This is a genomic window from Delftia lacustris (assembly GCF_040267515.1).
Taxonomy (GTDB): Bacteria; Pseudomonadota; Gammaproteobacteria; order Burkholderiales; family Burkholderiaceae_C; genus Comamonas; species Comamonas tsuruhatensis.
In genome coordinates this window covers 5,124,741-5,148,084 of record NZ_CP141274.1, presented here as the reverse complement: position 1 = coordinate 5,148,084, position 23,344 = coordinate 5,124,741, and the positions used below count along the sequence as shown (strand labels likewise).

General features: G+C 66.8%; 22 protein-coding genes. 12 read left to right on the top strand and 10 right to left on the bottom strand.

Features of this window, described 5'->3' with window-relative positions:
• Positions 1-35 precede the first annotated feature (35 nt).
• From U6958_RS25090 to U6958_RS25065, 6 genes are read left to right on the top strand one after another with little or no spacing between them, the layout of a single operon-like run.
• Positions 36-1,550 carry an FAD-dependent monooxygenase gene (locus tag U6958_RS25090; protein WP_074923093.1) on the top strand — a complete coding sequence of 505 codons (1,515 nt, stop codon included), beginning with the start codon at positions 36-38 and terminating at the stop codon, positions 1,548-1,550.
• Positions 1,547-2,893 carry an amidohydrolase family protein gene (locus U6958_RS25085; protein WP_074923094.1) on the top strand — a complete coding sequence of 449 codons (1,347 nt, stop codon included), beginning with the start codon at positions 1,547-1,549 and terminating at the stop codon, positions 2,891-2,893. Before U6958_RS25090 ends, U6958_RS25085 begins: the two co-directional genes overlap by 4 nt.
• Positions 2,894-2,903: 10 nt before the next feature.
• Complete coding sequence (locus U6958_RS25080) at positions 2,904-3,911, top strand: alpha/beta hydrolase (RefSeq protein WP_143044620.1); 1,008 nt, start codon at positions 2,904-2,906, stop codon at positions 3,909-3,911.
• 17 nt (positions 3,912-3,928) lie between these two features.
• Positions 3,929-4,933 carry a tripartite tricarboxylate transporter substrate binding protein gene (locus U6958_RS25075; RefSeq protein ID WP_047325751.1) on the top strand — a complete coding sequence of 335 codons (1,005 nt, stop codon included), beginning with the start codon at positions 3,929-3,931 and terminating at the stop codon, positions 4,931-4,933.
• A gap of 26 nt (positions 4,934-4,959) precedes the next feature.
• A complete protein-coding gene (locus U6958_RS25070; protein ID WP_047325750.1) occupies positions 4,960-5,895 on the top strand; it encodes a VOC family protein in 936 nt (311 codons plus the stop codon).
• 21 nt (positions 5,896-5,916) lie between these two features.
• On the top strand, positions 5,917-6,783 hold the full coding sequence (locus U6958_RS25065) for a fumarylacetoacetate hydrolase family protein (protein WP_047325749.1): 867 nt from the start codon (positions 5,917-5,919) through the stop codon (positions 6,781-6,783).
• A gap of 41 nt (positions 6,784-6,824) precedes the next feature.
• On the opposite strand, the gene U6958_RS25060 is transcribed toward U6958_RS25065, so the two are convergent.
• Positions 6,825-7,679: a LysR substrate-binding domain-containing protein gene (locus U6958_RS25060; protein ID WP_047473111.1), complete on the bottom strand. Its 855-nt coding sequence runs from the start codon at positions 7,677-7,679 to the stop codon at positions 6,825-6,827.
• A 181-nt stretch (positions 7,680-7,860) separates the two neighbouring features.
• Between U6958_RS25060 and phnD the strand changes: the two genes are divergently transcribed.
• From phnD to phnX, 5 genes are read left to right on the top strand one after another with little or no spacing between them, the layout of a single operon-like run.
• Positions 7,861-8,748, top strand: a complete 888-nt coding sequence (phnD, locus tag U6958_RS25055; RefSeq protein ID WP_074923095.1) for a phosphonate ABC transporter substrate-binding protein — start codon at positions 7,861-7,863, stop codon at positions 8,746-8,748.
• Positions 8,745-9,635, top strand: coding sequence for a phosphonate ABC transporter ATP-binding protein (gene phnC, locus U6958_RS25050; protein WP_043823862.1), 891 nt, complete (start codon positions 8,745-8,747; stop codon positions 9,633-9,635). The genes phnD and phnC overlap by 4 nt, the downstream gene beginning before the upstream one ends.
• The gene (gene phnE / locus U6958_RS25045; RefSeq protein ID WP_074923096.1) at positions 9,635-10,480 is read left to right on the top strand and encodes a phosphonate ABC transporter, permease protein PhnE; all 846 of its coding nucleotides are present in this window, start codon (positions 9,635-9,637) and stop codon (positions 10,478-10,480) included. Before phnC ends, phnE begins: the two co-directional genes overlap by 1 nt.
• Positions 10,481-10,527: 47 nt before the next feature.
• Entirely contained in the window at positions 10,528-11,616 is a 1,089-nt protein-coding gene (gene psrA / locus U6958_RS25040) for an iron-containing alcohol dehydrogenase PsrA (RefSeq protein WP_074923097.1), read from the top strand.
• 54 nt (positions 11,617-11,670) lie between these two features.
• Positions 11,671-12,519 (top strand): phosphonoacetaldehyde hydrolase, encoded by an 849-nt coding sequence (gene phnX, locus U6958_RS25035; RefSeq protein WP_074923098.1) that lies wholly within the window; start codon positions 11,671-11,673, stop codon positions 12,517-12,519.
• Positions 12,520-12,663: 144 nt separating this feature from the next.
• On the opposite strand, the gene fghA is transcribed toward phnX, so the two are convergent.
• Both fghA and U6958_RS25025 read right to left on the bottom strand, forming a co-directional pair.
• Positions 12,664-13,536 (bottom strand): S-formylglutathione hydrolase, encoded by an 873-nt coding sequence (gene fghA, locus U6958_RS25030; protein ID WP_046240405.1) that lies wholly within the window; start codon positions 13,534-13,536, stop codon positions 12,664-12,666.
• A gap of 204 nt (positions 13,537-13,740) precedes the next feature.
• On the bottom strand, positions 13,741-14,850 hold the full coding sequence (locus tag U6958_RS25025; protein WP_012204334.1) for an S-(hydroxymethyl)glutathione dehydrogenase/class III alcohol dehydrogenase: 1,110 nt from the start codon (positions 14,848-14,850) through the stop codon (positions 13,741-13,743).
• Positions 14,851-15,088: 238 nt separating this feature from the next.
• On the opposite strand from U6958_RS25025, the gene U6958_RS25020 reads away from it, so the two are divergent.
• Positions 15,089-16,126 carry a GlxA family transcriptional regulator gene (locus U6958_RS25020; RefSeq protein WP_016453932.1) on the top strand — a complete coding sequence of 346 codons (1,038 nt, stop codon included), beginning with the start codon at positions 15,089-15,091 and terminating at the stop codon, positions 16,124-16,126.
• Positions 16,127-16,137: 11 nt separating this feature from the next.
• Here the strand turns inward: U6958_RS25020 and U6958_RS25015 are convergent, their stop codons facing one another.
• From U6958_RS25015 to sdhA, 7 genes are all read right to left on the bottom strand, one after another.
• Positions 16,138-17,454 carry a DEAD/DEAH box helicase gene (locus tag U6958_RS25015; protein WP_208607074.1) on the bottom strand — a complete coding sequence of 439 codons (1,317 nt, stop codon included), beginning with the start codon at positions 17,452-17,454 and terminating at the stop codon, positions 16,138-16,140.
• Between the two features lie 292 nt (positions 17,455-17,746).
• Positions 17,747-18,259: a hypothetical protein gene (locus U6958_RS25010; RefSeq protein ID WP_047218613.1), complete on the bottom strand. Its 513-nt coding sequence runs from the start codon at positions 18,257-18,259 to the stop codon at positions 17,747-17,749.
• The gene (locus tag U6958_RS25005) at positions 18,256-18,918 is read right to left on the bottom strand and encodes an N-acetylmuramoyl-L-alanine amidase (RefSeq protein ID WP_244160517.1); all 663 of its coding nucleotides are present in this window, start codon (positions 18,916-18,918) and stop codon (positions 18,256-18,258) included. The genes U6958_RS25010 and U6958_RS25005 overlap by 4 nt, the downstream gene beginning before the upstream one ends.
• A 240-nt stretch (positions 18,919-19,158) precedes the next feature.
• A complete protein-coding gene (locus U6958_RS25000; protein WP_016450198.1) occupies positions 19,159-20,469 on the bottom strand; it encodes a citrate synthase in 1,311 nt (436 codons plus the stop codon).
• A gap of 25 nt (positions 20,470-20,494) precedes the next feature.
• Positions 20,495-20,794, bottom strand: coding sequence for a succinate dehydrogenase assembly factor 2 (locus U6958_RS24995; RefSeq protein WP_012204343.1), 300 nt, complete (start codon positions 20,792-20,794; stop codon positions 20,495-20,497).
• A complete protein-coding gene (locus U6958_RS24990) occupies positions 20,794-21,498 on the bottom strand; it encodes a succinate dehydrogenase iron-sulfur subunit (RefSeq protein WP_012204344.1) in 705 nt (234 codons plus the stop codon). Before U6958_RS24990 ends, U6958_RS24995 begins: the two co-directional genes overlap by 1 nt.
• Positions 21,499-21,525: 27 nt before the next feature.
• Positions 21,526-23,331 carry a succinate dehydrogenase flavoprotein subunit gene (gene sdhA, locus U6958_RS24985; RefSeq protein WP_016450199.1) on the bottom strand — a complete coding sequence of 602 codons (1,806 nt, stop codon included), beginning with the start codon at positions 23,329-23,331 and terminating at the stop codon, positions 21,526-21,528.
• Positions 23,332-23,344: the final 13 nt, after the last annotated feature.

Here is a 23,344-nt window from a genome sequence, read left to right as displayed (position 1 = left end):
GTCACAGGTTTTTCGATGTGAATGGGGGCGATGCGATGCAGTGGGATGTGATTGTGGTGGGAGCGGGCCCGTCGGGGCTGACCATGGCGGCCGAACTGGCGGGGGCCGGCGCGCGCACGCTGGTGCTGGAAAGGCGCACGCAGGGCGTGCAGTCGCGTGCGGGCACCCTGTTGCCCCGGGTGCTGGAGTTGTTCGACGCGCGGGGGATTGCGGACCGATTCATCCGCAAGACCCGTGAGATCGTGGACTATCCGTTCCGGCCATCGCACATTTGGGCGGGCTTTCATCCCATCGAATGGCGCCATCTGCACACGCGCTTCGGCTTTACGCTGGGCCTGCCCCAGAACATGACCGAGGATCTTCTTTGGGCGTGGGCGCAAGAGTGCGGGGCGCAGATCCGCCGGGGTGCGGAGGTGACGGCGCTGCGCCAGCATGCCGAGGGCGTGGAGGTGGACGTGCAAGACACGCGGCAAGCGCAGGGCGCCGTCACCACGCTGAGGGCGAAGTATCTGGTCGGGGCCGATGGGGGACGCAGCGTGGTGCGTACCCAGGCGGGGATTGCATTCGAGGGCCGGCCGGGCACGTTCCGGGGCATTGTGATCGATGCGCAACTGACCGCGCCTTGGCCCGGCGGACGGCTCAATGCGGACAACGAACTGGGCTGGGTACGGGGCTATGCGTTTGGCGAGGGCATCACGCGGTTCAACATCGTGCACCGCGAGCGCATGCATGCGCCCAAGGACGAGCCCGTCACGCTGCAGGAGGCGCTGCAGTGCATACGCGACGTGCACGGCACCGACTACGGCATCCAGGGCTTGCGCTGGGCTTCGCGCTTCGACGACCAGATGCGGGCCGTGCCCCAACTGCGGCAGGGGCGGGTGCTGCTGGTCGGCGAGTCCGCGCGTATCCACTATCCATCCAGCGGTGTGGGCATGAATTTCTGCCTGCAGGACGCCTTCAACCTGGGCTGGAAGCTCGCTCTCGTGGTCAGGGGTCTGGCCGGCGATGCCGTTCTCGACACCTATGAGAGCGAGCGGCTGCCGGTGATGCACGCGCTGCTGGAGAGCGTGAAGGCGCAGTGCGCGCTGCAGTTCAGCTTCGGGCCGGAGGCGGTGGCGCTCAAACGGCGCATGGCCCAGCACATCGTTCCCCTGCCCGATGTACAGCGCAAGCTGGTGCTGGAGTTGTGCGGCCTGGAGGCGCCATACCGCAGCGAGCCGGGCAGCCATGCGCTGGCCGGCCACCGCATGCCCGATATCGATCTGCTGCTGCTGGACGGGCGCTCGGCCAGCGTCACGCAACTGCTGCGCGAGCGGCACTTTTTGTTGCTCGATCTGGACGGCACGGGCCGGCAGTTCGCGGATCTCGATGTGCAGGGTCTGCCCGTCACGGTGCTGCAGGCCCGCGCCGCCCATGCGCCGGCGTCCATGGCCCAGGTCAAGGCGCTGCTGGTGCGGCCTGACGCCTATGTGGCCTGGGCCAGTGACGGCCTGGCCAGGCCCGGCGAAGTGCAGGCGCAACTGGCCCGCTGGCTGAAGGTGGCGGCATGAGCGAGGAATGCTTGCTGCTGAGCGGCGGCTGGATCATCAGCATGGAACCGGGCATTGGTGAGCTGCGCAGCGGCGATGTGTTGATCGAGGGCGAGCGCATCGCGGCCGTGGCCCCGCGCATCGATGCACCGCATGCCCAGCGCATCGATGCGCGCAACACCATCGTGCTGCCGGGCTTCGTGGACACGCACCGCCATACCTGGCAAAGCTGCGTGCGCCACTGCTACGCGGACATCGATCCGCAGATTTATTTCGCCGAGATGCTGGGCGCCAGGGGGGCCGGCTACCGCGCCGAGGACGTGCATGTGGGCACGCTGCTGGGCGCCGTGTCGGCTCTGGATGGCGGCATCACGACCATGCTCGACTGGTCGCATGTGCAGAACTCGCCCGAGCATGCCGACGCCGCCATCCTGGGTCTGCGCGAGGCGGGCATCCGTGGTGTGTTCGCCCATGGCTGGCCGCTGGTGGATGGCGCGTCGTGGATGTTTGACAGCCAGCGCGGACATCCGCAGGACATCAGGCGGCTGCGCGCCCGCTATTTCTCCAGCGACGACCAGTTGCTGACGCTGGCCATGGCCGGGCGCGGCCCCGAGATGGCGCGGCGCGAGGTCTGGCTGGACGATCTGCGGCTGGCGCGCGAGCTGGGCCTGCGCTCGACCATCCACATGGGGGCCTATGCGCGCAATGCGCAGGTGCGGGCGATCGCGCAGATGCACGAGGCCGGGGCGCTGGGCGATGACCTGACCTTTGTGCATTGCTGCTTCAGCGGCGCCGACGAGATTGCGATGATGGCCGATGCCGGGGTCAGTGCCTCGCTGGGCGTGCACTGCGAGATGAACGCCCAGGGCATAGGCGACATACCGTTCGACCGCATGCTGGCCGTGGGCATCCGGCCCAGCCTCAGCGGCGACACCGAGACCAAATGCTCGGGCGACATGTTCACGCAGATGCGCCATGCCTTCGCCTACTACCGATCCTGGATGGGTGGTCGGCATTGCCGCGTGGAGCACGCGCCGCCTACTCTTTCGCTGCGCGATGTGCTGGAGTTCGCCACGGTGGCCGGTGCACATGCCACGGGCCTGTCGCACAAGATCGGCTCGCTGACGCCTGGAAAGCAGGCCGATGTCATCATGATCCGCACCGACGATATCAACCTGGCGCCCGTCTGCGACGCCGTGGGCGCGGTGGTGCTGGCTGCCCATCCGGGCAATGTGGACAGCGTCTTCGTCGCGGGCAGGGCGGTCAAGCGCCATGGCCGCATGCTCCATGTCGATCTGGATGCGCTGCGCCAGCGCGCGTTCGTGTCGCAGGCCCATGTGCTGGGACTGCATAACACGCTCTAAGGAGGCCGGCATGGACATGCCCCTGGACCCCGCACTGGCCGCCATCGTCGAGGCGTCGCGCCAGCGCGGCGCCGTGCCACCGTTTTCGGGCACGCCGGCGCAGGCGCGCGAACGCCTGCGCGCGGCCGTCATGGCGATGCGCCAAGCGGCGCCGCCCGTGCCCGTGGCCTGCACGCAGGACCGGCTGGCACGGCATGGCGTCACCACCGTGCCCGTGCGCATCTATCGCCCCGAGGCCGATGCGGTGCCCCGGCCCACCGTGGTGTTCTTCCATGGCGGAGGCTTTGTGCTGGGCGGCATCGAATGCATGGATGACATCGCGCGCAAGCTGTGCCGCGACGTGGGGGCAGTCATCGTCTCGGTGGGCTACCGGCTGGCGCCAGAGCATCCGTTTCCCGCAGCGCACGACGATGCCATCGCCGCCACGCTGTGGGCCATGGACCAGGTCATGGAACTAGGCGGTGATCCGGCCCGCGTGGCCGTGGCCGGAGAAAGCGCCGGAGGCAACCTGGCCGCCTCGACGGCCATCGTGCTGCAGCGCCGTGGACGGGCGCTGGCCGCGCAACTGCTCGTGGTGCCCGGTGTGGACATGGCCCGCGATACCGAGGCACTGCAGGCGCGCCGCAGCGACCACCCCATGCTGACGCCGACCGACCTGCGCGACATCACCCGCCTGTACATGGGCGCGCGCATGGCCGAGGCCGGTGCGTTTCCGCCGTCTCCGCTGCGGGCGGGCAGCCTGGCCGGGCTGCCGCCCGCCGTCATCGCGCTGGCCGGGCATGACCCCTTGTTCGGAGAAGGCAGCGCCTACGCCAGCCGCCTGGCCGAGGCCGGCGTGCCCGTGCAACGGCTGTGCTTTGGCGACATGTTCCATCCGTTCCTGGGCTTTTTCCAGGTCTCGCAAGCGGCGCGAAGGGCCAGCGACAGCATCTGCCAGGCCTTCGCGGATTGCCTGGGCAGCAAGGCGCCACGGGTTTCACCCGATCGGGCCTTGCGTTCCGTTCCGCGCAAGCCATGACAACCAAGGAGACAGAGATGACCCCCGATTTTCACGAGAAACCTTTTCGCCGTGCCCTGCTGGTCGCGAGTGCGCTGCTGTGCGCGGCAGGGCAGGTCCAGGCCCAGTCCCATGTGCCATACCCGTCCAAGCCCATACGCTTTGTCGTGCCCTTTGCCGCGGGCGGCGCGCTGGACTATGTGGCGCGCGTGCTGGGCGCTGAAATCACGCGCCAGAGCCGTGCGCAGGTCATCGTTGACAACCGGCCCGGCGCATCGGGCATTCTTGCGGCCGAGAACGTCAGGGGTTCGGCCCCCGATGGCTATTCGGTGCTGATCACCAACATGGAGTCCCATGTGAACAACCTGGGCCTGTTCAAATCGCTGCCCTACGATCCCGTGCGCGACTTCCAGCCCGTGGGCCTGATCGCCTCGGCAGCGGCCATCCTGGTGGGCAATGCGGCCATGCCGCCGAGCAGCCTCGCACAGTTCGTCGCCTATGCGCGGGCCGACAAGGGCGGTGTCTCCTTCGGAACCTGGGGCAACGGCACCTATTCGCACATCGCCATTGCCACCCTGGGGCGCATCGACCGGTTCGCCGTGGTCACCGTTCCCTACAAGGGCGAGTCGCCCGTGGTGCAGGATCTGCTGGGTGGCAACCTGTCGTTCGCCATGGCCAGCGTGCTCGTGGCCAAGGCCCAGACCGACAAGGGTGCGATGAAGGCCTACGCGGTCAACGGAGACAGGCGCCTGGCCCTGATGCCCACGGTGCCCACCTTCAAGGAGCTGGGCTACACCGATCCGGTGCTGAACATGCGCCCCTGGTTCGCCGCCTATGCGCCGGCCGGCACGCCCAAGGCGGTGGTGGAAAGGATCAATACGCTGCTGCGCGATGCGCTGCGCGATCCGAGCGTGGCCAGCAGCCTGAGCGACAAGGGCTTCGAGCCCATCGGCAGCTCGCCGGCCGAGCACCAGCGCGAGCTGGCCCGGCAGATCCAGACCTTCACCAAGGTGATGCACGACATCGGCATCCGCCCCGAATGACCCACGGCGCCAGGCGCGCAGCAGCCATGACCCTCACACCGCCTTTGGCCGCCGTGCATTCGGTGGACCGCTTCGTCTTCTCCGTGCCCGATCTGGGCGAGGCATTGCATTTCTACCGGCACTTCGGCCTGGACGTGCGGCCGGCCGATGGCCGTCTGGATCTGCATACCTTCGGTTCGCATCACTGCTGGGCGAGCGTATACGCCTCGGGGCGGGCCAAGAAGCTGGAATATGTGCGCTTTGGCATCTTCGACGGTGATGCCGAGGCCATGCGCGAGCGCATCGCTGCGCAGGGCATCGCGGCAGCCCCGCATGCGCTGTCGGACGGCGAGGGGCTGTGGCTGCGCAATCCCGATGGCGTACTGGTGCAGCTCGTGGTTGCCCCCAAGGTGTCGCCCGGCGCCAAGTGCAGGCCGGTGCCCGCCATGGCGCCGCAGCCGGGTCGCGGCGCGGCGCCCGCGCGCAGCCGGGTGGAGCAGGTCCGGCCCCGGCATCTGTCCCATGTGCTGTTCTTCACGCCCGATGTCTCGCGCATGGTCCGGTTTTGCGAGCAGGTGCTGGGCCTGAGGCTGTCGGACCGCTCGGGCGAGGGCATCGCCTTCCTGCACGGGGTCCATGGCAGCGACCACCATCTCGTGGCCTTCGCCCGATCGCATGCGCCAGGCCTGCACCACAGCAGTTGGGACGTGGCCAGCATCGACGAGGTCGGCTGCGGCGCCGAGCAGATGCGCGGGGCCGGCTACGACAAGGGCTGGGGCCTGGGGCGCCATGTGCTGGGCTCCAACTATTTCCACTATGTGCGCGACCCCTGGGGAAGCTATGCCGAATACTCGTTCGACATAGATTTCGTGCCGGCGGGCAGCCTGTGGCCAGCTGCCGACCACTCACCGGAGGATGCGCTGTATGTCTGGGGACCGGCGCTTCCTGAGGATTTCATTACCAACCACGAGCCTTGCGCTTGACGCTTTCAACGGAGTATTTCCATGCGAATCATTGCCTTCAGGAATGCCCAGGGCCGGCCGGCCCTGGGCGTGCGGTCCGGCCAGGAGCTGGTGGACATCACGGCCCTGGGTCTGCCCGCCACACTGGACAAATTGCTTGCGCAGGGGCCGCACGGCCTGCGGGCCGCGCAACAGGCGGTCGCCACGGCCAGCGAGCGCCTGCCCCTGCAGGGGCTGGAGATCCTGCCACCCGTGCTCAACCCGTCCAAGGCTTTCGCCATAGGGCTCAACTACGTGGACCATGCCGCCGAGAGCCATTTCGAGCTGCCCCGGCATCCTGTCATCTTCCAGCGCTATGCCTCCTCGTGGGTGGCGCATGGGCAGGCGCTGGAGCGCCCGCCTGTGTCCACCCAGTTCGACTACGAGGCCGAGCTGGTGGCGGTGATCGGCAAGGCCGGGCGCTATATCGACAAGGCCCGGGCGCTGGAGCATGTGGCCGGCTACTCGCTGTTCAACGATGGGTCGGTGCGCGACTACCAGGTTCGCTCCGCCCAGTGGCTGTGGGGTAAGAACTTCGACCGCAGCGGCGGTTTCGGACCCGAGTTCGTCACCGCCGACGAACTGCCGCCGGGCGCGGCCGGCCTGCGCATCCAGTGCCGGCTCAATGGCCAGGTGCTGCAGGACGCGAATACGCGCGACATGATCTTCGATGTGGCCACCCTGGTCGCGGCCTGCTCGCAGGGCATGGCGCTGCAGCCTGGCGACATCATCATCACGGGCACGCCCTCGGGCGTCGGTCTGGCGCGCAGCCCCCAGGTCTGGATGAAGGCGGGCGATGTCTGCGAGGTGGAGGTGGAGCGCATCGGCATTCTCCGCAATCCGATCGTCGATGCGCCGGCCCTGGACTGACGGCGGGTGGCGAGCTGCGCAGCGTCTGCGGCATCGGCTGATCACTGTGACGCGTCCATGAACGACCTCACCAGCAGGCTGTCGCTGCGCTCGCGCATGCAATAGACATAGGTGGTGGTGCTGGCCGGGTCGCCCGCGATGCGCAGCGGGCGAAAGCGCGGGTCGGGGATGAATTCGGCTTCGGACACGGCGCCCAGTCCCAGGCCGCGCGCCACGGCTTCGCGTATGGCTTCGCGGCTGCCGATCTCCAGCTCGGTGCGCGGCTGCACCCCGGCGGCCTGCAGCACCGATTCCAGCGCGGTGCGCGTGGTCGAGCCGTGCTCGCGCAGCAGCAAAGGCTGGCCCTGCAGTTCGGACAGCGCGATTTCGCTGCGCCGCGCGAAGGGATGGGCCACATGGGCGAACAGCACGATGGCGTGGCGCGCGTACTCGCGTGCCAGCAGCTCCGGGCGGTCGTAGAGGCCGGCGAGCACGGCCACGTCGGTGTCGTAGCGTTCCAGGTCCGCCAGCACCTGCTGCGAGTTGCCCATGCGGATGGACAGCTGCATGCCCGGGTGCCGTGCGCGGTAGGCGGCCACCATTTCGATCACATGGAAGGGCCCCACGGCGCCGATCTTGAGCTCGCCCTGGTGCAACTGCCCCGAGTCGCGCAGGAAGAACTCGGCCTCGGCCTCCAGCGCCATGATTTTCTGCGCCATGGGCAGCAGTCTGGCGCCTGCGCCCGTGAGCGTCATGCGGTAGCCGCGGCGGTGGAACAGCTCGATTTGGCTTTGGCGCTCCAGCGTGGCGATCTGGGTGGAGATGGTGGGCTGGCTCACGCCCAGTGCGCGGGCGGCGGCGCTGAGGCTGCCATGGTGGGCGACGGCGATGAAGGCGCGGTAGCGGGCGTTGCTCACGAAAGTCGGTATCTCAAGGTTTTGTCTATGGATGCTGTCAAAACCGATTCTGAAACTTTCACATGGCAGAAATATGTCGCTCCTAGCATTCAGCCATACCCACCCGCCTGGCGATTTGACCGGCGATTCACGGATCCACCGATCCGCCGATGTGCCTGACCTGATGCAAAGGAACGCTCCCATGAAGATGAACCGCAAGACCTGGCTGCGCCATGCCGGCGCCGTGCTGGCCCTGGCCGCCACCGCCTCCACCGCTACCACTGCCGCCTTTGCCCAGAGCGCCGAGCTGCGCGTGGGCCTGATCCCCTCGGAGGACGCGCAGGCCATGATCCGTGCCAGCCAGCAGGTCATGGACCAGCTGGCCACCCGCACCGGCATGAAGGTGCGGCCCTTCGTGGCCAATGACTACAACGGCGTGATCGAGGCGCTGCGCTCCAACAAGATCGACATCGCCTTCCTCGGCCCGTTCTCGTACGTGCTGGCCAACCAGGTGGCAGGCGCCGAGGCCTTTGCCGTGGCCGTGACCAAGAAGACGGGCAAGAGCGCGTACCACAGCATGGTGATCTCCCGCAAGGACAAGGGCCCGGCCAGCGTGGCCGATCTCAAGGGCCGTAGCTTTGCCTTTGTGGACCCGACCTCGGCGTCGGGCCACCTGTTTCCCAAGGCGGGGTTGATCGCCGAGGGCTTCGATGCGGACAAGGGCTTTTCGCGCGTGATCTTCTCGGGCTCGCACGACGCCAGCATCATGGCCGTGGCCAACGGCAAGGTGGATGCGGCGGCCGTGGCCGACCGCATCTTCGACTCCGCCGTGAACAAGGGCCTGGTCAAGCGCGAGGACTTCCAGATCGTCTGGCGCTCCCAGCCCATCCCCGAGTCGCCCATGACATGGCGCAAGAACCTGGACGCCGGCACCAAGCAGAAGGTGGCTGCGGCCCTGGCCGAGGTCAAGGACCTGCCCTGGGGTGACCAGGGCGTGCTCGACGGCTTCGCGGCCACGGATGACAAGGCCTACGACGTGGTACGCCAGACGGCCAAGGCGCTCAAGCTCGACCTCGGGAGCATGAAATGATCCGCATCCGCCAATTGCGCAAGAGCTATGGCAGCAACCACGTGCTGCATGGCATCGACCTGGATGTGCAGCCCGGCGAGTTTGTCGTCATGCTGGGCCTGTCGGGGGCCGGCAAGTCCACGCTGCTGCGCTGCATGAACGGCCTGGCCCGCGCCGACAGCGGCACGCTGGAGGTGGGCGGCATGGACCTGATGCTGGGCGGCGGCAGGCACAGCCGGCGCGAGCTGGCTCGCCACGTGGCCATGGTCTTCCAGCACCACAACCTGGTGCCGCGCCTGTCGGTGCGCAAGAACGTGCTGACCGGGCGCCTGGGCCAGACCGGCACCCTGGCCTCGGTGCTGCAGCTGTTCCGCGAAAGCGATATCCGCCTGGCCGACCAGTGCCTGGAGCGCGTGGGCCTGGCCCACAAGGCGCTGGAGCGCACCGAGGCGCTGTCGGGCGGGCAGATGCAGCGCGTGGGCATTGCCCGCGCGCTGGCCCAGCAGCCCCAGGTCATCCTGGCCGACGAGCCCGTGGCCAGCCTGGACCCCAAGACCGCGCGCAGCGTGCTGCAGTACCTGCGTGATGCCACGCGCGAGCTGGGCATTGCCGTGGTCTGCAACCTGCACCAGGTGGACTACGCGCGGGAGTTCGGCGACCGTGTGCTGGGCCTGGCCCAGGGCCGCATGGTCTTTGACGGATCGCCGCAGGCGCTGGACGAGGCCGCGCTGCAGGCCATCTACCATGCGCAGCCCACTGCAGGGCAAGGCGCAGGGCAAGGAGCAGGGCAGGGCGCAGAGCCGGACACACCTCCGGGCACGGCGGCCATAGGGCCTGCCGGCCTGCATGCGCAGGCGCCGGTGCCTGCCTCGTGGATGCGGGCCAGCGCGCCCGCAGGAGGACTGTGATGACCAGCGCCAATTCCTGGAGCCCCGAGCCGCGCGACCGCTGGCAATGGACCGCGCCGCGCCCCCACGGCACCCTGGGCTGGACAGGCTATGCGGCTGCGGCCCTGGCCATCGCCTGGGTGCTGCACTGGAGCGCGGGCGGCGCGCAGATGAGCTGGGGCGAACTGGCGGCAGGCATGCCCCAGATCGCAGACTTCGTGGCGCGCTCCGTGCCGCCGGACTGGAGCATGCTGCCGCGCCTGATGGCGCCCGCGCTGGAGACGGTGCAGATCGCCATCTGGGGCACGCTGCTGTCCGTGGTGCTGGCGCTGCCGCTGTCCTTCATCGCGGCCAGCAACCTGCATGGCTGGCACTGGCTGCGGCGCATCACGCGTCAGTTCCTGAACGTGGTGCGCAGCATCAACGAGCTGATCCTGGCGCTGGTCTTTGTCTCGGCCGTGGGCCTGGGGCCGTTTCCCGGCGTGCTGGCCCTGGCCCTGCATGGCATGGGCATGCTGGGCAAGTTCTTCGCCGAGAGCATCGAAGAGATCGACGACGGCCCGCTGCAGGCCCTGCGCAGCGCAGGCGCCACGCAATTGCAGCTCATCGTCTTCGGTGTGATACCGCAGGCCATCACGGCCTGGATCGCGGTCGTGCTCTACCGCTTCGAGGTCAACCTGCGCTCGGCCACGGTGCTGGGCATGGTGGGCGCGGGCGGGCTGGGGTTCGAGCTGGTCGGCAGCCTCAAGCTGTTCCGCTACCAGGAGACGGCCACCTGCATCGTGGTCATCACCGTGATGGTGATCGCTGCCGATCTCGTCTCCCACTGGCTGCGCAGCCGCATCCAGCAGGGCACCCGCCATTGAGGGTAGCGCTTTTTTCGGCGCCCCTGTTTCATTCAAAGGACCGATTTGTGTGGACCTATCACAACCCCGTTGCCATCCATGCCGGCCCCGGCCGCCTGGACCGCCTGCCCGAGCTGCTGGCCGGGCGCGACTGCCTGCTGGTGACGTTTCCCGAGGCCGAATCCCTGGGCCTGGTGCAGCAGCTGCGCCAACGGCTGGGCAGCCAGCTGCGCGGCGTGGTGGACGGCATTGCGCCCAATCCCGATGTGCAGTGGCTGGCCCCGCTGTATGACCGCGTGCACCGCGAATACGCCGAGGTCCCGTGCATCGTGGCCCTGGGCGGCGGCAGCGCCATCGACTCGGCCAAGGCGCTGATGTGCGCCACGCCCACGCGGCGTTTCGGCGAACTGCTGCAGGCCCTGGAGCAGGGGCTGGCCCTGACGGCCGCAGGCCACAAGGCGCTGATCGCCATTCCCACCACGGCCGGCACGGGCAGCGAGGTCACGCCCTGGGCCACGATCTGGGACCAGGCCGCTGGCCGCAAGCACTCGCTGCACCAGCACTGGACCTGGCCCGAGGCCGCCATCATCGACGCGCAGCTCATGCAAAGCCTGCCGGCCGGCGCCACGCTGGCCTCGGGGCTGGATGCACTGTCGCATGCGCTGGAGTCCATCTGGAATCGGCACCGCAATCCCGTCTCCACCACCTTGGCCGTGGGCGCCGCGCGCCGCACCCTGGCCACGCTGCCCGCGCTGATGCAGGACCTGGGCAGCCTGCCGCTGCGAAGCCGCATGGCCGAGGCCGCCCTGATGGCCGGCCTGGCCTTCTCCAACACCCGCACGGCGCTGGCGCATTCGCTGTCCTACGACATCACGCTGCGCCATGGCGTGGCCCATGGCATTGCCTGCTCGTTCAGCCTGCCGCTGGTGCTGGAGATGGCCCTGGGCGCCGACGACGAGGCCGACGCGGCCCTGCTGTCCATCTTCGATGCCGCCACGGGCGAGTTGGCCGTGCAGCGCCTGCGCAACTTCCTCGAAGGCCTGGGCGTGGCCACCGATCCCGCCCACTACGGCGTGCCTGGGGATGAGTGGCAGCAGCTGCTGCAGTCGGCCGCATCCGGCCCGCGCGGGCGCAATTTCATCCGCACGCTGGAATGAACAGGCGCGTGCGGCCCTCTTCTGTTTGAACCTCTTTCCTAGTCAAAAAGCACCATGAACCACACCACCGCCTCCACCGCCGCCGCCGCCGATCTGTCGCCGCTGCAGGCCGTCATCTTCGACTGGGCCGGCACCCTGGTCGATTTCGGCTCGCTGGCACCCACGCAGATCTTTGTCGAGGCTTTTGCCAGCTTCGGCATCACCATCACCCTGGCCCAGGCACGCGGCCCCATGGGCCTGTCCAAGTGGCAGCACATCCACGAGCTGCTGCAGGACGAGGGCATCCGCGCGCAATGGCACAAGGCCTTCGGCCAGCAGCCTGGCGACGCCGACGTGGATGCCATCTACGCCCGCTTCATGCCCATGCAGATCGCCAAGGTGGGCGAGTTCTCGGCACCCATCGAAGGCGCGCCTGAATTGCTGGGCTGGCTGCGCGCGCAGGGCCTGAAGGTGGGCTCGTGCTCGGGCTATCCGCGTGAAGTCCTGAACCAGCTGCTGCCCCAGGCAGCGGCCAACGGCCTGGCTCCCGACCATGTGGTGGCCGGCGATGAAATGGCCGCAGGCGGCCGCCCCGGCCCCTTCATGGCGCTGGCCAATGTGCTGGCGCTGGGCATCGGCGACGTGCGTGCCTGCGTGAAGGTGGACGACACCGTGCCCGGCATCGAGGAAGGCCGCAACGCCGGCATGTGGACCGTGGGCCTGACCCTGTCCGGCAACGAAGTCGGCTACTCCCCCGCCGAACTGGCCGCCGCCCCCGCCGAAGAAGTGCGCGAGCGCGTGGCCCGCGCCGAAGCCAAGCTGCGCGTAGCCGGCGCCCACCACGTGATCGCCAGCGTGAAGGAGCTGCCGCAGGTTCTGGAGCGTATTGCGCAGGACATGCGCGCGGGGCGCATGCCTGGATGAGATGAGCCCGTTCTATTTTTTGCCTTGCGCCTAATCTTTGAAACTGGCGCGACCAAAAAACAGGGACGCCGAGCAAGAGCCGCCTCGCGGCGATGGCGTCGTCCCCCTCCCGCGAAGCGAGAGAGGGGGAAGGCGCGAAGCGCCTCAGGGGGTACTCAACTGCTCTGCATGATGGCGCAGATGGTCATCAATGAAGCTCTGGATGAAGTAGTAGCCGTGGTCGTAGCCGCCGTGGCGGCGCAGCGTCAGCGGCTGGCCGGCCTGGGCGCAGGCGGCCTCGAAGGCTTCGGGCAGCAGCTGCTTTTCGATCAGGAACTTGTCGGCCAGGCCCTGGTCCACGAGGATGCCGGCCGGGTAGGGCGCCTGGGTCTGGGCGGCCATCAGGCAGCTGGCGTCATGGGCTTCCCAGGCCTTGCGGTCATCGCCCAGATAGCCTGAGAAGGCTTTCTGGCCCCAGGGGCAGTTGACGGGGTTGGCGATGGGCGCGAAGGCCGACAGGCTCTTGAAGCGGCCCGGATGGCGCAGCGCCAGCGTGAGCGCGCCGTGGCCGCCCATGGAGTGGCCGAAGATGCCCAGCCGCTGCGCGTCAATAGGCAGGCGTGCGGCGATCAGCGGCAGCAGCTCGCCCAGCAGATAGCTTTCCATGCGCCAGTGCAGCGCCCAGGGCCTGGTGGTGGCGTCCAGGTAGAAGCCCGCGCCCACGCCGAAGTCCCAGGCATCGGCCTCGCCGGGCAGCCCTGCGCCGCGCGGGCTGGTGTCGGGCGCGATCAGCGCAATGCCCAGCTCGGCGGCCAAGCGCTGGGCGCCGGCCTTGGTCATGAAGGTCTCTTCGGTGCAGGTCAGCCCGGCCAGATAGAGCACGGCGGGCACCTTCTCGCCGGCCACGGCCTTGGGCGGCAGGAAGACCGAGAACTTCATGTTCAGGCCGATCTCGGCGGAGAAATGCTCGTAGAAACGCTGTGCGCCGCCGAAGCAGGCATGGGCGTTCTTGAGTTCCAGGGGCGGCAGTGCGGACATGGTGTTCCTCAAAAAAGAAAAATGCTACGAGCACCTTGGCAAGCGGTGCGTGCAGCATTCAAAGATGGGAGTTGATACGCTATACACGGTCAACGGCCCATGAAACTGGCGCTGCCCAGGCGAGGGCGCCGTCCTCCTCCCTCGCGTAGCGAGTAGAGAGGCGCCGTGCAACGGGGGAGGGCGCGCAGCGCCTCAGGGGGAGCTTCAGTACACGACGACGGAGCGGATGGACTTGCCTTCGTGCATCAGGTCAAAAGCCTCGTTGATCTCCGGCAGGCCCATGGTGTGCGTGACGAAGGGGGCCAGCTGGATCTCGCCGCTCATGGCCTGCTCGACCATGCCGGGCAGCTCGCTGCGGCCCTTGACGCCGCCGAAGGCCGTGCCCAGCCACTTGCGGCCCGTCACCAGCTGGAAGGGGCGTGTGGAGATTTCCTGGCCCGCGCCAGCCACGCCGATGATGACCGACTGGCCCCAGCCGCGGTGCGCGCATTCCAGAGCGGCACGCATCACGTTGACGTTGCCGATGCACTCGAAGCTGTGGTCCACGCCCCAGCCCGTCATCTCGACGATGACCTGCTGGATGGGCTTGTCGAAATCCTTGGGATTCACGCAGTCGGTGGCGCCGAAGGTGCGGGCCAGGTCGAACTTGGAGGGGTTGGTGTCCACGGCGATGATGCGGCCGGCCTTGGCCAGCTTGGCGCCCTGGATCACGGCCAGGCCGATGCCGCCCAGGCCGAACACGGCCACGGTGTCGCCTTCCTGGACCTTGGCGGTGTTCTTGACGGCACCCAGGCCCGTGGTCACGCCGCAGCCCAGCAGGCAGACCTGCTCGGGGTTGGCATCGGGGTGGATCTTGGCCAGCGAGACTTCGGCGACCACGGTGTATTCGCTGAAGGTGGAGCAGCCCATGTAGTGGTAGATGGGCTCGCCGTTGTACGAAAAGCGCGTGGTGCCGTCGGGCATCACGCCCTTGCCCTGGGTGGCGCGCACGGAAACGCACAGGTTGGTCTTGCCGCTCTTGCAGAACAGGCATTCGCCGCATTCGGCGGTGTACAGCGGGATCACGTGGTCGCCGGGCTTGACGCTGGTCACGCCTTCGCCGACCTCGACGACGATGCCCGCGCCTTCATGGCCGAGCACGGCGGGGAAGATGCCTTCCGGGTCGTCGCCCGACAGCGTGAACGCGTCGGTGTGGCAGACGCCGGTGTGGGTGATCTTGATCAGGACCTCGCCCTTCTTCGGGGGGGCCACGTCGATCTCGACGATCTGCAGGGGTTCTCCAGCCTTGAAGGCGACGGCGGCTTTGGATTTCATGGGCGTGTCTTTCTGTCGGGGTGGCTCAGGAGCGGCAGTGCGCGCGCTCCGCGAAGCCTTGAATGTAGGCCATGGCCGCGCGGACCGGCCGCATCATGGCCGCAGCCCCAGGTGATATGTCCGAATCTGAGGGGGGTGGCCGGCGTCGGCCGGGCCTGCAGGCCGTGGGTGCTTGCGTCTTTTCGTATAGTCCGCCCCATTCTTTCCACCCTGACCGCCTCCGAGCCCGCCGTTTCCCATGGACCACCGCCACGCCAGCGCCCACCGCATCGATCTTGTCGTCTACCCCGGCTTCAAGGCGCTGGAGGCCATAGGACCCATGTCGGTGTTCGACTATGCCAACGTGCACCTGCGCGCGCGCGGCCAGAGCGACGGCTACGAGGTGCGCGTGGTCTCGCAGCGGCAAGGGCCCGTGCGCTCGGACACGCTGATGTCGCTGGAGGCCACCCACACGCTGGCCGGGCTGGAGGCTGCAGGCATGGGCTGCACCGTGGTCGTCGTGGGCTCGCGCCATATCGAGCAGGTGCTGGGCGGCTCGGCCGAGCTGGTCGCCTGGCTGGGCCGCGTGGCGCCACGCGTGCAGCGGCTGATCGCGCTGTGCTCGGGCAGCTTCTTCCTGGCCGAGGCGGGCTTGCTGGACGGCCGGCGCGCGGCCACGCACTGGAGCGTGACGGCGCAACTGGCCCAGCGCCATCCGCGCGTGCAGGTCGATGCCGATGCCATCTACCTGCGCGAGGAGATCCGCGATGGCGAAGGCAGCCGCCAGCTGTGGACCTCGGCCGGCGTGACGGCCGGCATCGACCTGGCCCTGGCCGTGGTGGAAGAGGATTTCGGCCACGCGCTGGCGCTGGAGGTGGCGCGCGACCTGGTCATGTACCTCAAACGTCCCGGCGGGCAGTCGCAGTTCAGCGTGCCGCTGGCGGCCCAGGCCGCGCAGCACGGCGGCGTGCAGGCCGTGCAGCAGTGGGTGATGACCCATCTGGCCGAGCCTCTGACCCTTGCGCAGATGGCCGAGCAGGCGCACATGAGCGAGCGGCACCTGCGCCGCGTGTTCCAGCAGGAAACCGGGCAAAGCCCCACGGCCTTTGTGGAGAGCGCGCGGCTGGAGGCGGCCAAGCAACTGCTGGAAAGCCAGGCCCATCTGCCGCTCAAGACCGTGGCCGCGCGCGTGGGCCTGGGCTCGGAGCAGGCGCTGCGCCACCTGTTCGTGCGCCACCTGGGCATTACCCCGGTGGCGTACCGGGATCGCTTTGGCGGGCGCGGCGGCGCGGGCTGAACCGGAAACGCTCAGTTCTTTTTTGCGGTCTTGGCTGCTTCGGCGGCCGCGGCGCGCAGCTTGTCCTTCTTGCTGGGGCGGCGGCCCTTGATGCCGCCATTGCCGTCCTGCGCCACCGGGGGCGGCGGCGCGGGCTCGGTGGGCTCGAAGCCCGGCAACTGCTCCAGTTCAAGGTCCAGCTGGTTGCGCTTGCAGATCAGCGCCCAGTGCGCCTGGTCGGCCGGCGTCACGAAGCTGATGGCCGTGCCGTCCTCGCCCGCGCGGCCCGTGCGGCCGATGCGGTGCACATAGTCGGTGGCCGAGCGCGGCAGGTCGTAGTTGACGACCAGGGGCAACTGGGTGATATCGATGCCGCGCGCCGCCAGGTCGGTGGTGATCATCACCTGCCAGCGCTTGGCTTTGAAGTCGGCCAGCGCTTCCTTGCGTGCGCCCTGGCTCAGGTCGCCATGGAAGGCCGTGGCGAAGATGCCGGCCTTGTAGAGCTTTTCCGCCACCAGTTCGGCCGTGTGGCGCGTGGCCACGAAGACCAGGGCACGTTCGAGCGTGACAGGGTCGGTGCCCGCAGCGGTGTCGCCCTGCACCAGCTGGCGCAGCAATTGCGTGCGGCGTGCGCGGTCCACGGCAATGGCGCGCTGGGTGATGCTTTGCGGGCTGGCGGCATCCTGGCCTTCGGCGGCATCGACGCGGGCCTGAACGGGATCGTGCAGCAGGCCCGTGGCCAGCGATTGCACGGCATCGGGATAGGTGGCCGAGAACAGCAGGGTCTGGCGCTGCTTCGGCAGCAGGGCCAGCACGCGCTGCAGCTCTTCCTGGAAGCCCAGGTCCAGCAGGCGGTCGGCCTCGTCCAGCACCAGGTGGCGCACGGCGGACAGGCGCACGGCGTTGTGCTCCACCAGGTCCAGCAGGCGGCCCGGCGTTGCCACCAGGAAGTCGGCACTGCCGCGCAGCATCATCATCTGCGGGTTGATGGACACGCCGCCATAGACCACGCCGATGCGCGGCGGCTGCCTGAGCGTGCGGCCCAAGTCGGACAGCGTCTCGCCCACCTGCTGGGCCAGCTCGCGCGTGGGTACCACGATCAGCGTGGTCAGGGTTCGCACAAAGCCGCCCTGGGCACCTTGGGCCTTGCCGCCATCCATCCAGCGCTGCAGCAGCGGCAGCAGGTAGGCGGCCGTCTTGCCCGAGCCCGTGGGAGCACAGGCCCAGAGGTCGCGGCCCGCAAGCACGGGGGCGATGGACTGGGTCTGTATGGGCGTGGGATCGACCAGGCCCAGGTCTTGGAGGCTGGAGACCAGCGCCGGGCTCAGGCCGAGGGAGGCAAAGTTCATGGTGTGCAGGGAGTGGCTGGGGCCGGAACCCCGGCGCAAGAAAGGCCCGGCCACGAGGGCCGGGGGGGCATTGTCGGCGAAACCGCGCCGCTGCGTGAAGCAGGGGGCTTGGCCCGGGCGCTCAGGCCAGGCGGCGCTGCCGACCAGCAGGCTGTTCACCAGGCCGCCAGCCGTTGCAGCCGGGCCGGTGGCACATGCCTGAGCGGCTATCTGGCTTCGGCCGCATGAAGCGTTGAGTAAAGCGTCAGAGCCATTGCCAAAACCGGCGCGCAAGAGAAGACCAGATCGTGACTCAAGGCGGGAGCCGGCCCTGCCTCTTCAGCTCCTTGAGCCGCCTTTCCGTGGCGCGGTCCAAGGCGTCTTGCAGCAGGTTCATCTTGCGTTTGTTGCAAGGAGCGCAGTCGTAGTAGCGTGAGGGTACTCCAAGGGGTTCAAGCTTCCTGTTCGCCTCGAAGATTCTGATTCGCCCTGTTGGCTCGATATCCATGACGATGATCTTTCCGCTCTTGAACGTGACGGACGCACCTCCGGAGCATCCGGATCTATCCATGTTTTCTTCGCTGAAATAGGCTTTTTCCGAAATTCGGCGTATATGCTGCAATGCATATCGCACATCCTCCTCGGTCAGGATCACATCGTCGCAATCGAGCCATTTTTTATCCTCCCAAGCGGGGTTGCTTGATGAGGGGACGAAGATATTGATTTTCTGGATGTTCTTTGCAGAATACCGGGCGTCAGCAGCATGAATCGTTGAGGCCATGACCATCGCTGAAGTTAGTGCCCAAAAAAATTGGTGGTACTTCATGGTGTGTTCGTAGGAAGGTTCCAGTTTGCACCTTCTGCTTCGGTCAGATTTTTCCAACTTACCTCGGGATGTTTGAAGACTTCACCGGGCGACAGTTGCATGGAGTCCTGCAGTGCTTCAACAAGCCATGTCAGTGACCGGTTCTGAGCTTGGGTCGGGGCGGGATAGAGGCCGCGCTCTCCTCGCAATCTCTCGGGGGGCAAATCCGCTTCGTTGGAGGAAGGTTTGAACCCCTTCGGCAACTCCGCTCGGCCGACCATCTCGATACCTATGGCCTCCATATTGCTCGGATAGCGTTCACCAGGAGCCTTCATCATCTCGATGCGGTGTACCCCTTTTGCCTTCAGTCCTTCATAGTCCTTGGCCCTGCATTTCCCCACAAGCAGGCATCTTGCCTTCAGCGGCCCCACATGGTTGGTGCGCTGGTAGATGGCCGCAGTCTGGTAGATGGTTCCGTCCTTGTCGATAAGAAAGTGTGCCGCATTGGCCTTCGGGTTTTTGTAGCTGTTAAGCGAAGACTGGGCCGTGTTGGCATCGGTCTGGTGCACGACGATGCCGGTGATGGCGGCGGTCCGCTTTCCTCTCTCGATGGCGGGGCTGCGCGCATTCTTGACGCGCGCATGGATGAGCATTCCGTCCTTGGTGATTTCGACAAGCATGTGAGTCCCGGGGTTGCGTTGAACGGCAGCGGGCATTGCGCTGCGCCTCCATCCCGTTTCAGGGAGGGTCAACGGTCACCTTAGGGTAGATGTGATCAATCGAGATCCATGCCACGATAGTCAGAATGGTGTTCCTAGGACTGGTGCGGCCTTCTGGAACGGTGGACTCGCCCATGAAAAAAGCCCCATGCAAAGGCATGGGGCTTTTGGGTGCCGGGCCGCTGAGGCCCGGACCTGCGATCAGCGCTGGCCGATCGGCTTGACGTCGCGGGACACGGAGCCCGTGAACAGCTGGCGGGGACGGCCGATCTTGTACTCGGGGTCGGCCATCTGCTCGTTGAGCTGGGCGATCCAGCCCACGGTGCGGGCCAGGGCGAAGATGCCGGTGAACAGGTTCACGGGCACGCCGATGGCGCGCTGCACGATGCCGGAGTAGAAGTCCACGTTCGGGTAGAGCTTGCGCTGCACGAAGTAGTCGTCTTCCAGGGCGATCTTCTCGACTTCCTTGGCCAGGGCGAACAGGGGGTCCTTTTCCAGGCCCAGTTCGGCCAGCACTTCATTGCAGGTTTCCTGCATGAGCTTGGCGCGGGGGTCGTAGTTCTTGTAGACACGGTGGCCGAAGCCCATCAGCTTGACGCCGCTGTTCTTGTCCTTGACCTGTTCCATGAACTCGCCGACCTTGGCAACGCCGCCGTTGGCCTGCAGGTATTCCAGCATGTTCAGGCAGGCTTCGTTGGCGCCGCCGTGGGCAGGGCCCCACAGGCAGGCCACGCCGGCCGAGATGGCGGCGAAGGGGTTGGTGCCCGACGAGCCGCACAGGCGCACGGTGGAGGTGGAGGCGTTTTGCTCGTGGTCTGCGTGCAGGATGAAGATGCGGTCCAGCGCGCGCTCGACCACGGGGTTCACCTTGAACTCCTCGCAGGGGTTGCCGAACATCATGCGCATGAAGTTGCCGGCGTAGCTCAGGTCGTTCTTGGGGTACATGTACGGCGCACCGATGCCGTACTTGTAGGCCATGGAGACCAGCGTGGGCATCTTGGCGATCAGGCGGATCGCGGCGATGTCGCGGTGCTCGGCGTTGTTGATGTCCATGTTGTCGTGGTAGAAGGCCGACATGCCGCCGACCAGACCCGTCAGGACGGCCATGGGGTGGGCGTCACGGCGGAAACCACGCAGGAAGAACTGCATCTGCTCGTTGACCATGGTGTGCTTGGTCACGCGCTCGACGAAGTCGGCCTTCTGCGACTCGTTGGGCAGCTCGCCGTACAGCAGCAGGTAGCAGGTCTCGAGGTAGTCGCAGTTCTTGGCCAGCTGCTCGATGGGGTAGCCGCGGTACAGCAGCTCGCCCTTGTCGCCATCGATGTAGGTGATGGCGGACTGGCACGAGGCGGTAGAGAGGAAGCCCGGGTCATAGGTGAACATGCCGGTCTGCGCGTACAGCTTGCGGATGTCCACCACGTCGGGACCGACGTTGCCCTGGTAGACGGGCAGCTCGACGCTGGGGGCGCCGTTGCTGAAAGACAGCGTTGCTTTGTTGTCTGCGAGTTTCATTTCCAAACTTCCTTCTCTAGATTGCCTAGCCTACTAGCGGGAGAGAACCGGGCTTGCGCTTGCGCACCAGTTCCAGAACTTCCCTGATTTCTTGGGTATCGAGTTCACCTTCAGGCTCCTTGCGGCGCAAGAAGAGGTCCATCAGGTCGTTGTCTGCCAGGTCCATCAAGGCAGACAGACCGCTCGCGTGTCTCCGCGTGAGCTGGTCTCCGTAGGTGGCGAAGAACTGCGCGATGAACAGGTCGTTCTCGACCAGGCCGCGCCGGCAGCGCCAGCGCAGCAGGTCTCGCTCGCGTTCGTCGAGCAGAGTATTCGTCATGGTCATCAGATGGCCCGGCGGACCATCAGTTCCTTGATCTTGCCAATGGCCTGCGTGGGGTTCAGGTGCTTGGGGCACACGTCCACGCAGTTCATGATGGTGTGGCAACGGAAGAGGCGGTACGGATCTTCCAGGTTGTCAAGGCGGTCACCCGTGGCCTCGTCGCGGCTGTCCGCGATGAAGCGGTAGGCCTGCAGCAGGCCGGCCGGGCCCACGAACTTGTCGGGGTTCCACCAGAAGCTGGGGCAGCTGGTGGAGCAGCTGGCGCACAGAATGCACTCGTACAGGCCGTTGAGCTCTTCGCGCTCTTCAGGCGACTGCAGGCGTTCCTTGGTGGGAGACGCGAAGCTGTCGTTCTGCAGGTACGGCTTGATCGAGTGGTACTGCTTGAAGAACTGCGTCATGTCCACGATCAGGTCGCGGATCACGGGCAGGCCGGGCAGGGGCTTGAGAACGATGTCGCCCTGCAGGGTCTTCATGTTCGTCAGGCAGGCCAGGCCGTTCTTGCCATTGATGTTCATCGCGTCCGAGCCGCACACGCCTTCGCGGCAGGAGCGGCGGAACGAGATGGAGGGGTCCATCTCCTTGAGCTTGACCAGGGCGTCCAGCAGCATGCGCTCGTGGCCGTCCAGCTCGACCTCGACGGTCTGCATGTAGGGCTTGGCATCCTTGTCCGGGTCGTAGCGGTAGATCTTGAAAGTGCGCTTCATTTGTCTGTTCTCTCGTGGGCTGCTGGATTAGAACGTGCGGACCTTGGGCGGCACGCTGTCCACCGTGAGGGGCTTCAGGTTCACGGGCTTGTAGTCCAGGCTGTTGGTGGCGCTGTACCACAGGGTGTGCTTGAGCCATTCCTTGTCATTGCGGCCCAGCGGGAACTCGGCGTGGTCGGCAGGATGCTCGTAGTCGTACACGGTGTGGGCGCCGCGGCATTCGTGGCGGGCAGCGGCCGAGATCATGGTGGCCTGGGCCACTTCGATCAGGTTGTCCACTTCCAGCGCTTCCATGCGGGCGGTGTTCCAGACCTTGGACTTGTCCTTGAGGGTCACGGAGCCCACGCGTTCGCGGATGGCGTTGATCTTGACTTCGCCTTCGTCCATGCTCTTTTGCGTGCGGAACACGCCGGCATGCTGCTGCATCGTGGCGCGGATGTCGCCAGCCAGGTCCTGGGCGTAGGTGCCTTCCTTGGAGTCGTCGAGCTGGTTCAGGCGCGTGAGCGTGCGCTCCGAGCCATCGGCCGGCACGGGCTTGTGGTCGCCGAAGCCGTTGACGAACTGCACGATGTGCTTGCCGGCCGACTTGCCGAAGACCAGCAGGTCCAGCAGCGAGTTCGTGCCCAGGCGGTTGGCGCCGTGCACCGACACGCACGAGCATTCGCCCACGGCATACAGGCCATTGACCACGTTGTTCTGCTGGCCGTCCCACACCACGACCTGGCCGTTGATGTTGGTGGGAATGCCGCCCATCTGGTAGTGGATGGTGGGCACCACGGGAATCGGTTCCTTGGTGATGTCCACGTTGGCGAAGTTGTGGCCGATCTCCTCCACCGAAGGCAGGCGCTTGCGGATGGTGTCTGCACCCAGGTGGTCCAGCTTCATCAGGATGTAGTCCTTGTTGGGACCGCAGCCACGGCCTTCCTTGATTTCCTGGTCCATGGAGCGGGACACGAAGTCACGCGGTGCCAGATCCTTCAGCGTGGGAGCGTAGCGCTCCATGAAGCGTTCGCCTTCGCTGTTGAGCAGGATGGCGCCTTCGCCGCGGCAGCCTTCGGTCAGCAGCACGCCCGCGCCGGCCACGCCGGTGGGGTGGAACTGCCAGAACTCCATGTCCTGCAGCGGGATGCCTGCGCGTGCAGCCATGCCCAGGCCGTCGCCGGTGTTGATGAAGGCATTGGTCGATGCCTGGAAGATGCGGCCAGCGCCACCCGTGGCCAGCAGCACGGCCTTGGCGTGCAGCTCGTACAGGTCGCCGGTTTCCAGTTCGATGGCGGTCACGCCGACCACGTCGCCCTGGGTGTTGCGGATCAGGTCCAGCGCCATCCACTCCACGAAGAAGTTGGTCTTGGACTTGACGTTCTGCTGGTACAGCGTGTGCAGCATGGCGTGGCCGGTACGGTCGGCCGCGGCGCAGGCGCGCTGCACGGGCTTTTCACCGTAGTTGGCCGTGTGGCCGCCGAAGGGGCGCTGGTAGATGGTGCCGTCGGGGTTGCGGTCGAACGGCATGCCGAAGTGTTCCAGCTCGATCACGACGTTGGGCGCTTCGCGGCACATGAACTCGATCGCATCCTGGTCGCCGAGCCAGTCGGAGCCCTTGATGGTGTCGTAGAAGTGGTAGTGCCAGTTGTCTTCGCTCATGTTGCCCAGCGAAGCGGACACGCCGCCTTGCGCGGCCACGGTGTGCGAGCGCGTGGGGAAGACCTTGGACAGCGAGGCCACGGACAGGCCGGCGCGCGACAGTTCCAGCGCGGCACGCAGGCCGGAGCCGCCAGCGCCGACGATGACGACGTCAAACTTGCGCTTGGTGATGTTTGCTTTGGAGTAGCTCATTCTTAACCTTCAA

Excerpts from the sequence above, each read along its gene's own strand:
- U6958_RS24990 (WP_012204344.1), bottom strand. The coding sequence starts at position 21,498 with ATGAAGCGCACTTTCAAGATCTACCGCTACGACCCGGACAAGGATGCC.
- U6958_RS25070 (WP_047325750.1), top strand. The coding sequence starts at position 4,960 with ATGACCCTCACACCGCCTTTGGCCGCCGTGCATTCGGTGGACCGCTTC.
- U6958_RS25015 (WP_208607074.1), bottom strand. The coding sequence starts at position 17,454 with ATGAACTTTGCCTCCCTCGGCCTGAGCCCGGCGCTGGTCTCCAGCCTC.
- phnC (WP_043823862.1), top strand. The coding sequence starts at position 8,745 with ATGATCCGCATCCGCCAATTGCGCAAGAGCTATGGCAGCAACCACGTG.
- phnX (WP_074923098.1), top strand. The coding sequence starts at position 11,671 with ATGAACCACACCACCGCCTCCACCGCCGCCGCCGCCGATCTGTCGCCG.
- U6958_RS25090 (WP_074923093.1), top strand. The coding sequence starts at position 36 with ATGCAGTGGGATGTGATTGTGGTGGGAGCGGGCCCGTCGGGGCTGACC.
- U6958_RS25065 (WP_047325749.1), top strand. The coding sequence starts at position 5,917 with ATGCGAATCATTGCCTTCAGGAATGCCCAGGGCCGGCCGGCCCTGGGC.
- U6958_RS25075 (WP_047325751.1), top strand. The coding sequence starts at position 3,929 with ATGACCCCCGATTTTCACGAGAAACCTTTTCGCCGTGCCCTGCTGGTC.
- U6958_RS25020 (WP_016453932.1), top strand. The coding sequence starts at position 15,089 with ATGGACCACCGCCACGCCAGCGCCCACCGCATCGATCTTGTCGTCTAC.
- U6958_RS24995 (WP_012204343.1), bottom strand. The coding sequence starts at position 20,794 with ATGACCATGACGAATACTCTGCTCGACGAACGCGAGCGAGACCTGCTG.
- U6958_RS25000 (WP_016450198.1), bottom strand. The coding sequence starts at position 20,469 with ATGAAACTCGCAGACAACAAAGCAACGCTGTCTTTCAGCAACGGCGCC.
- U6958_RS25025 (WP_012204334.1), bottom strand. The coding sequence starts at position 14,850 with ATGAAATCCAAAGCCGCCGTCGCCTTCAAGGCTGGAGAACCCCTGCAG.
- phnE (WP_074923096.1), top strand. The coding sequence starts at position 9,635 with ATGACCAGCGCCAATTCCTGGAGCCCCGAGCCGCGCGACCGCTGGCAA.
- U6958_RS25085 (WP_074923094.1), top strand. The coding sequence starts at position 1,547 with ATGAGCGAGGAATGCTTGCTGCTGAGCGGCGGCTGGATCATCAGCATG.
- U6958_RS25005 (WP_244160517.1), bottom strand. The coding sequence starts at position 18,918 with ATGCTTGTCGAAATCACCAAGGACGGAATGCTCATCCATGCGCGCGTC.
- fghA (WP_046240405.1), bottom strand. The coding sequence starts at position 13,536 with ATGTCCGCACTGCCGCCCCTGGAACTCAAGAACGCCCATGCCTGCTTC.
- sdhA (WP_016450199.1), bottom strand. The coding sequence starts at position 23,331 with ATGAGCTACTCCAAAGCAAACATCACCAAGCGCAAGTTTGACGTCGTC.
- U6958_RS25010 (WP_047218613.1), bottom strand. The coding sequence starts at position 18,259 with ATGAAGTACCACCAATTTTTTTGGGCACTAACTTCAGCGATGGTCATG.
- U6958_RS25080 (WP_143044620.1), top strand. The coding sequence starts at position 2,904 with ATGGACATGCCCCTGGACCCCGCACTGGCCGCCATCGTCGAGGCGTCG.
- phnD (WP_074923095.1), top strand. The coding sequence starts at position 7,861 with ATGAAGATGAACCGCAAGACCTGGCTGCGCCATGCCGGCGCCGTGCTG.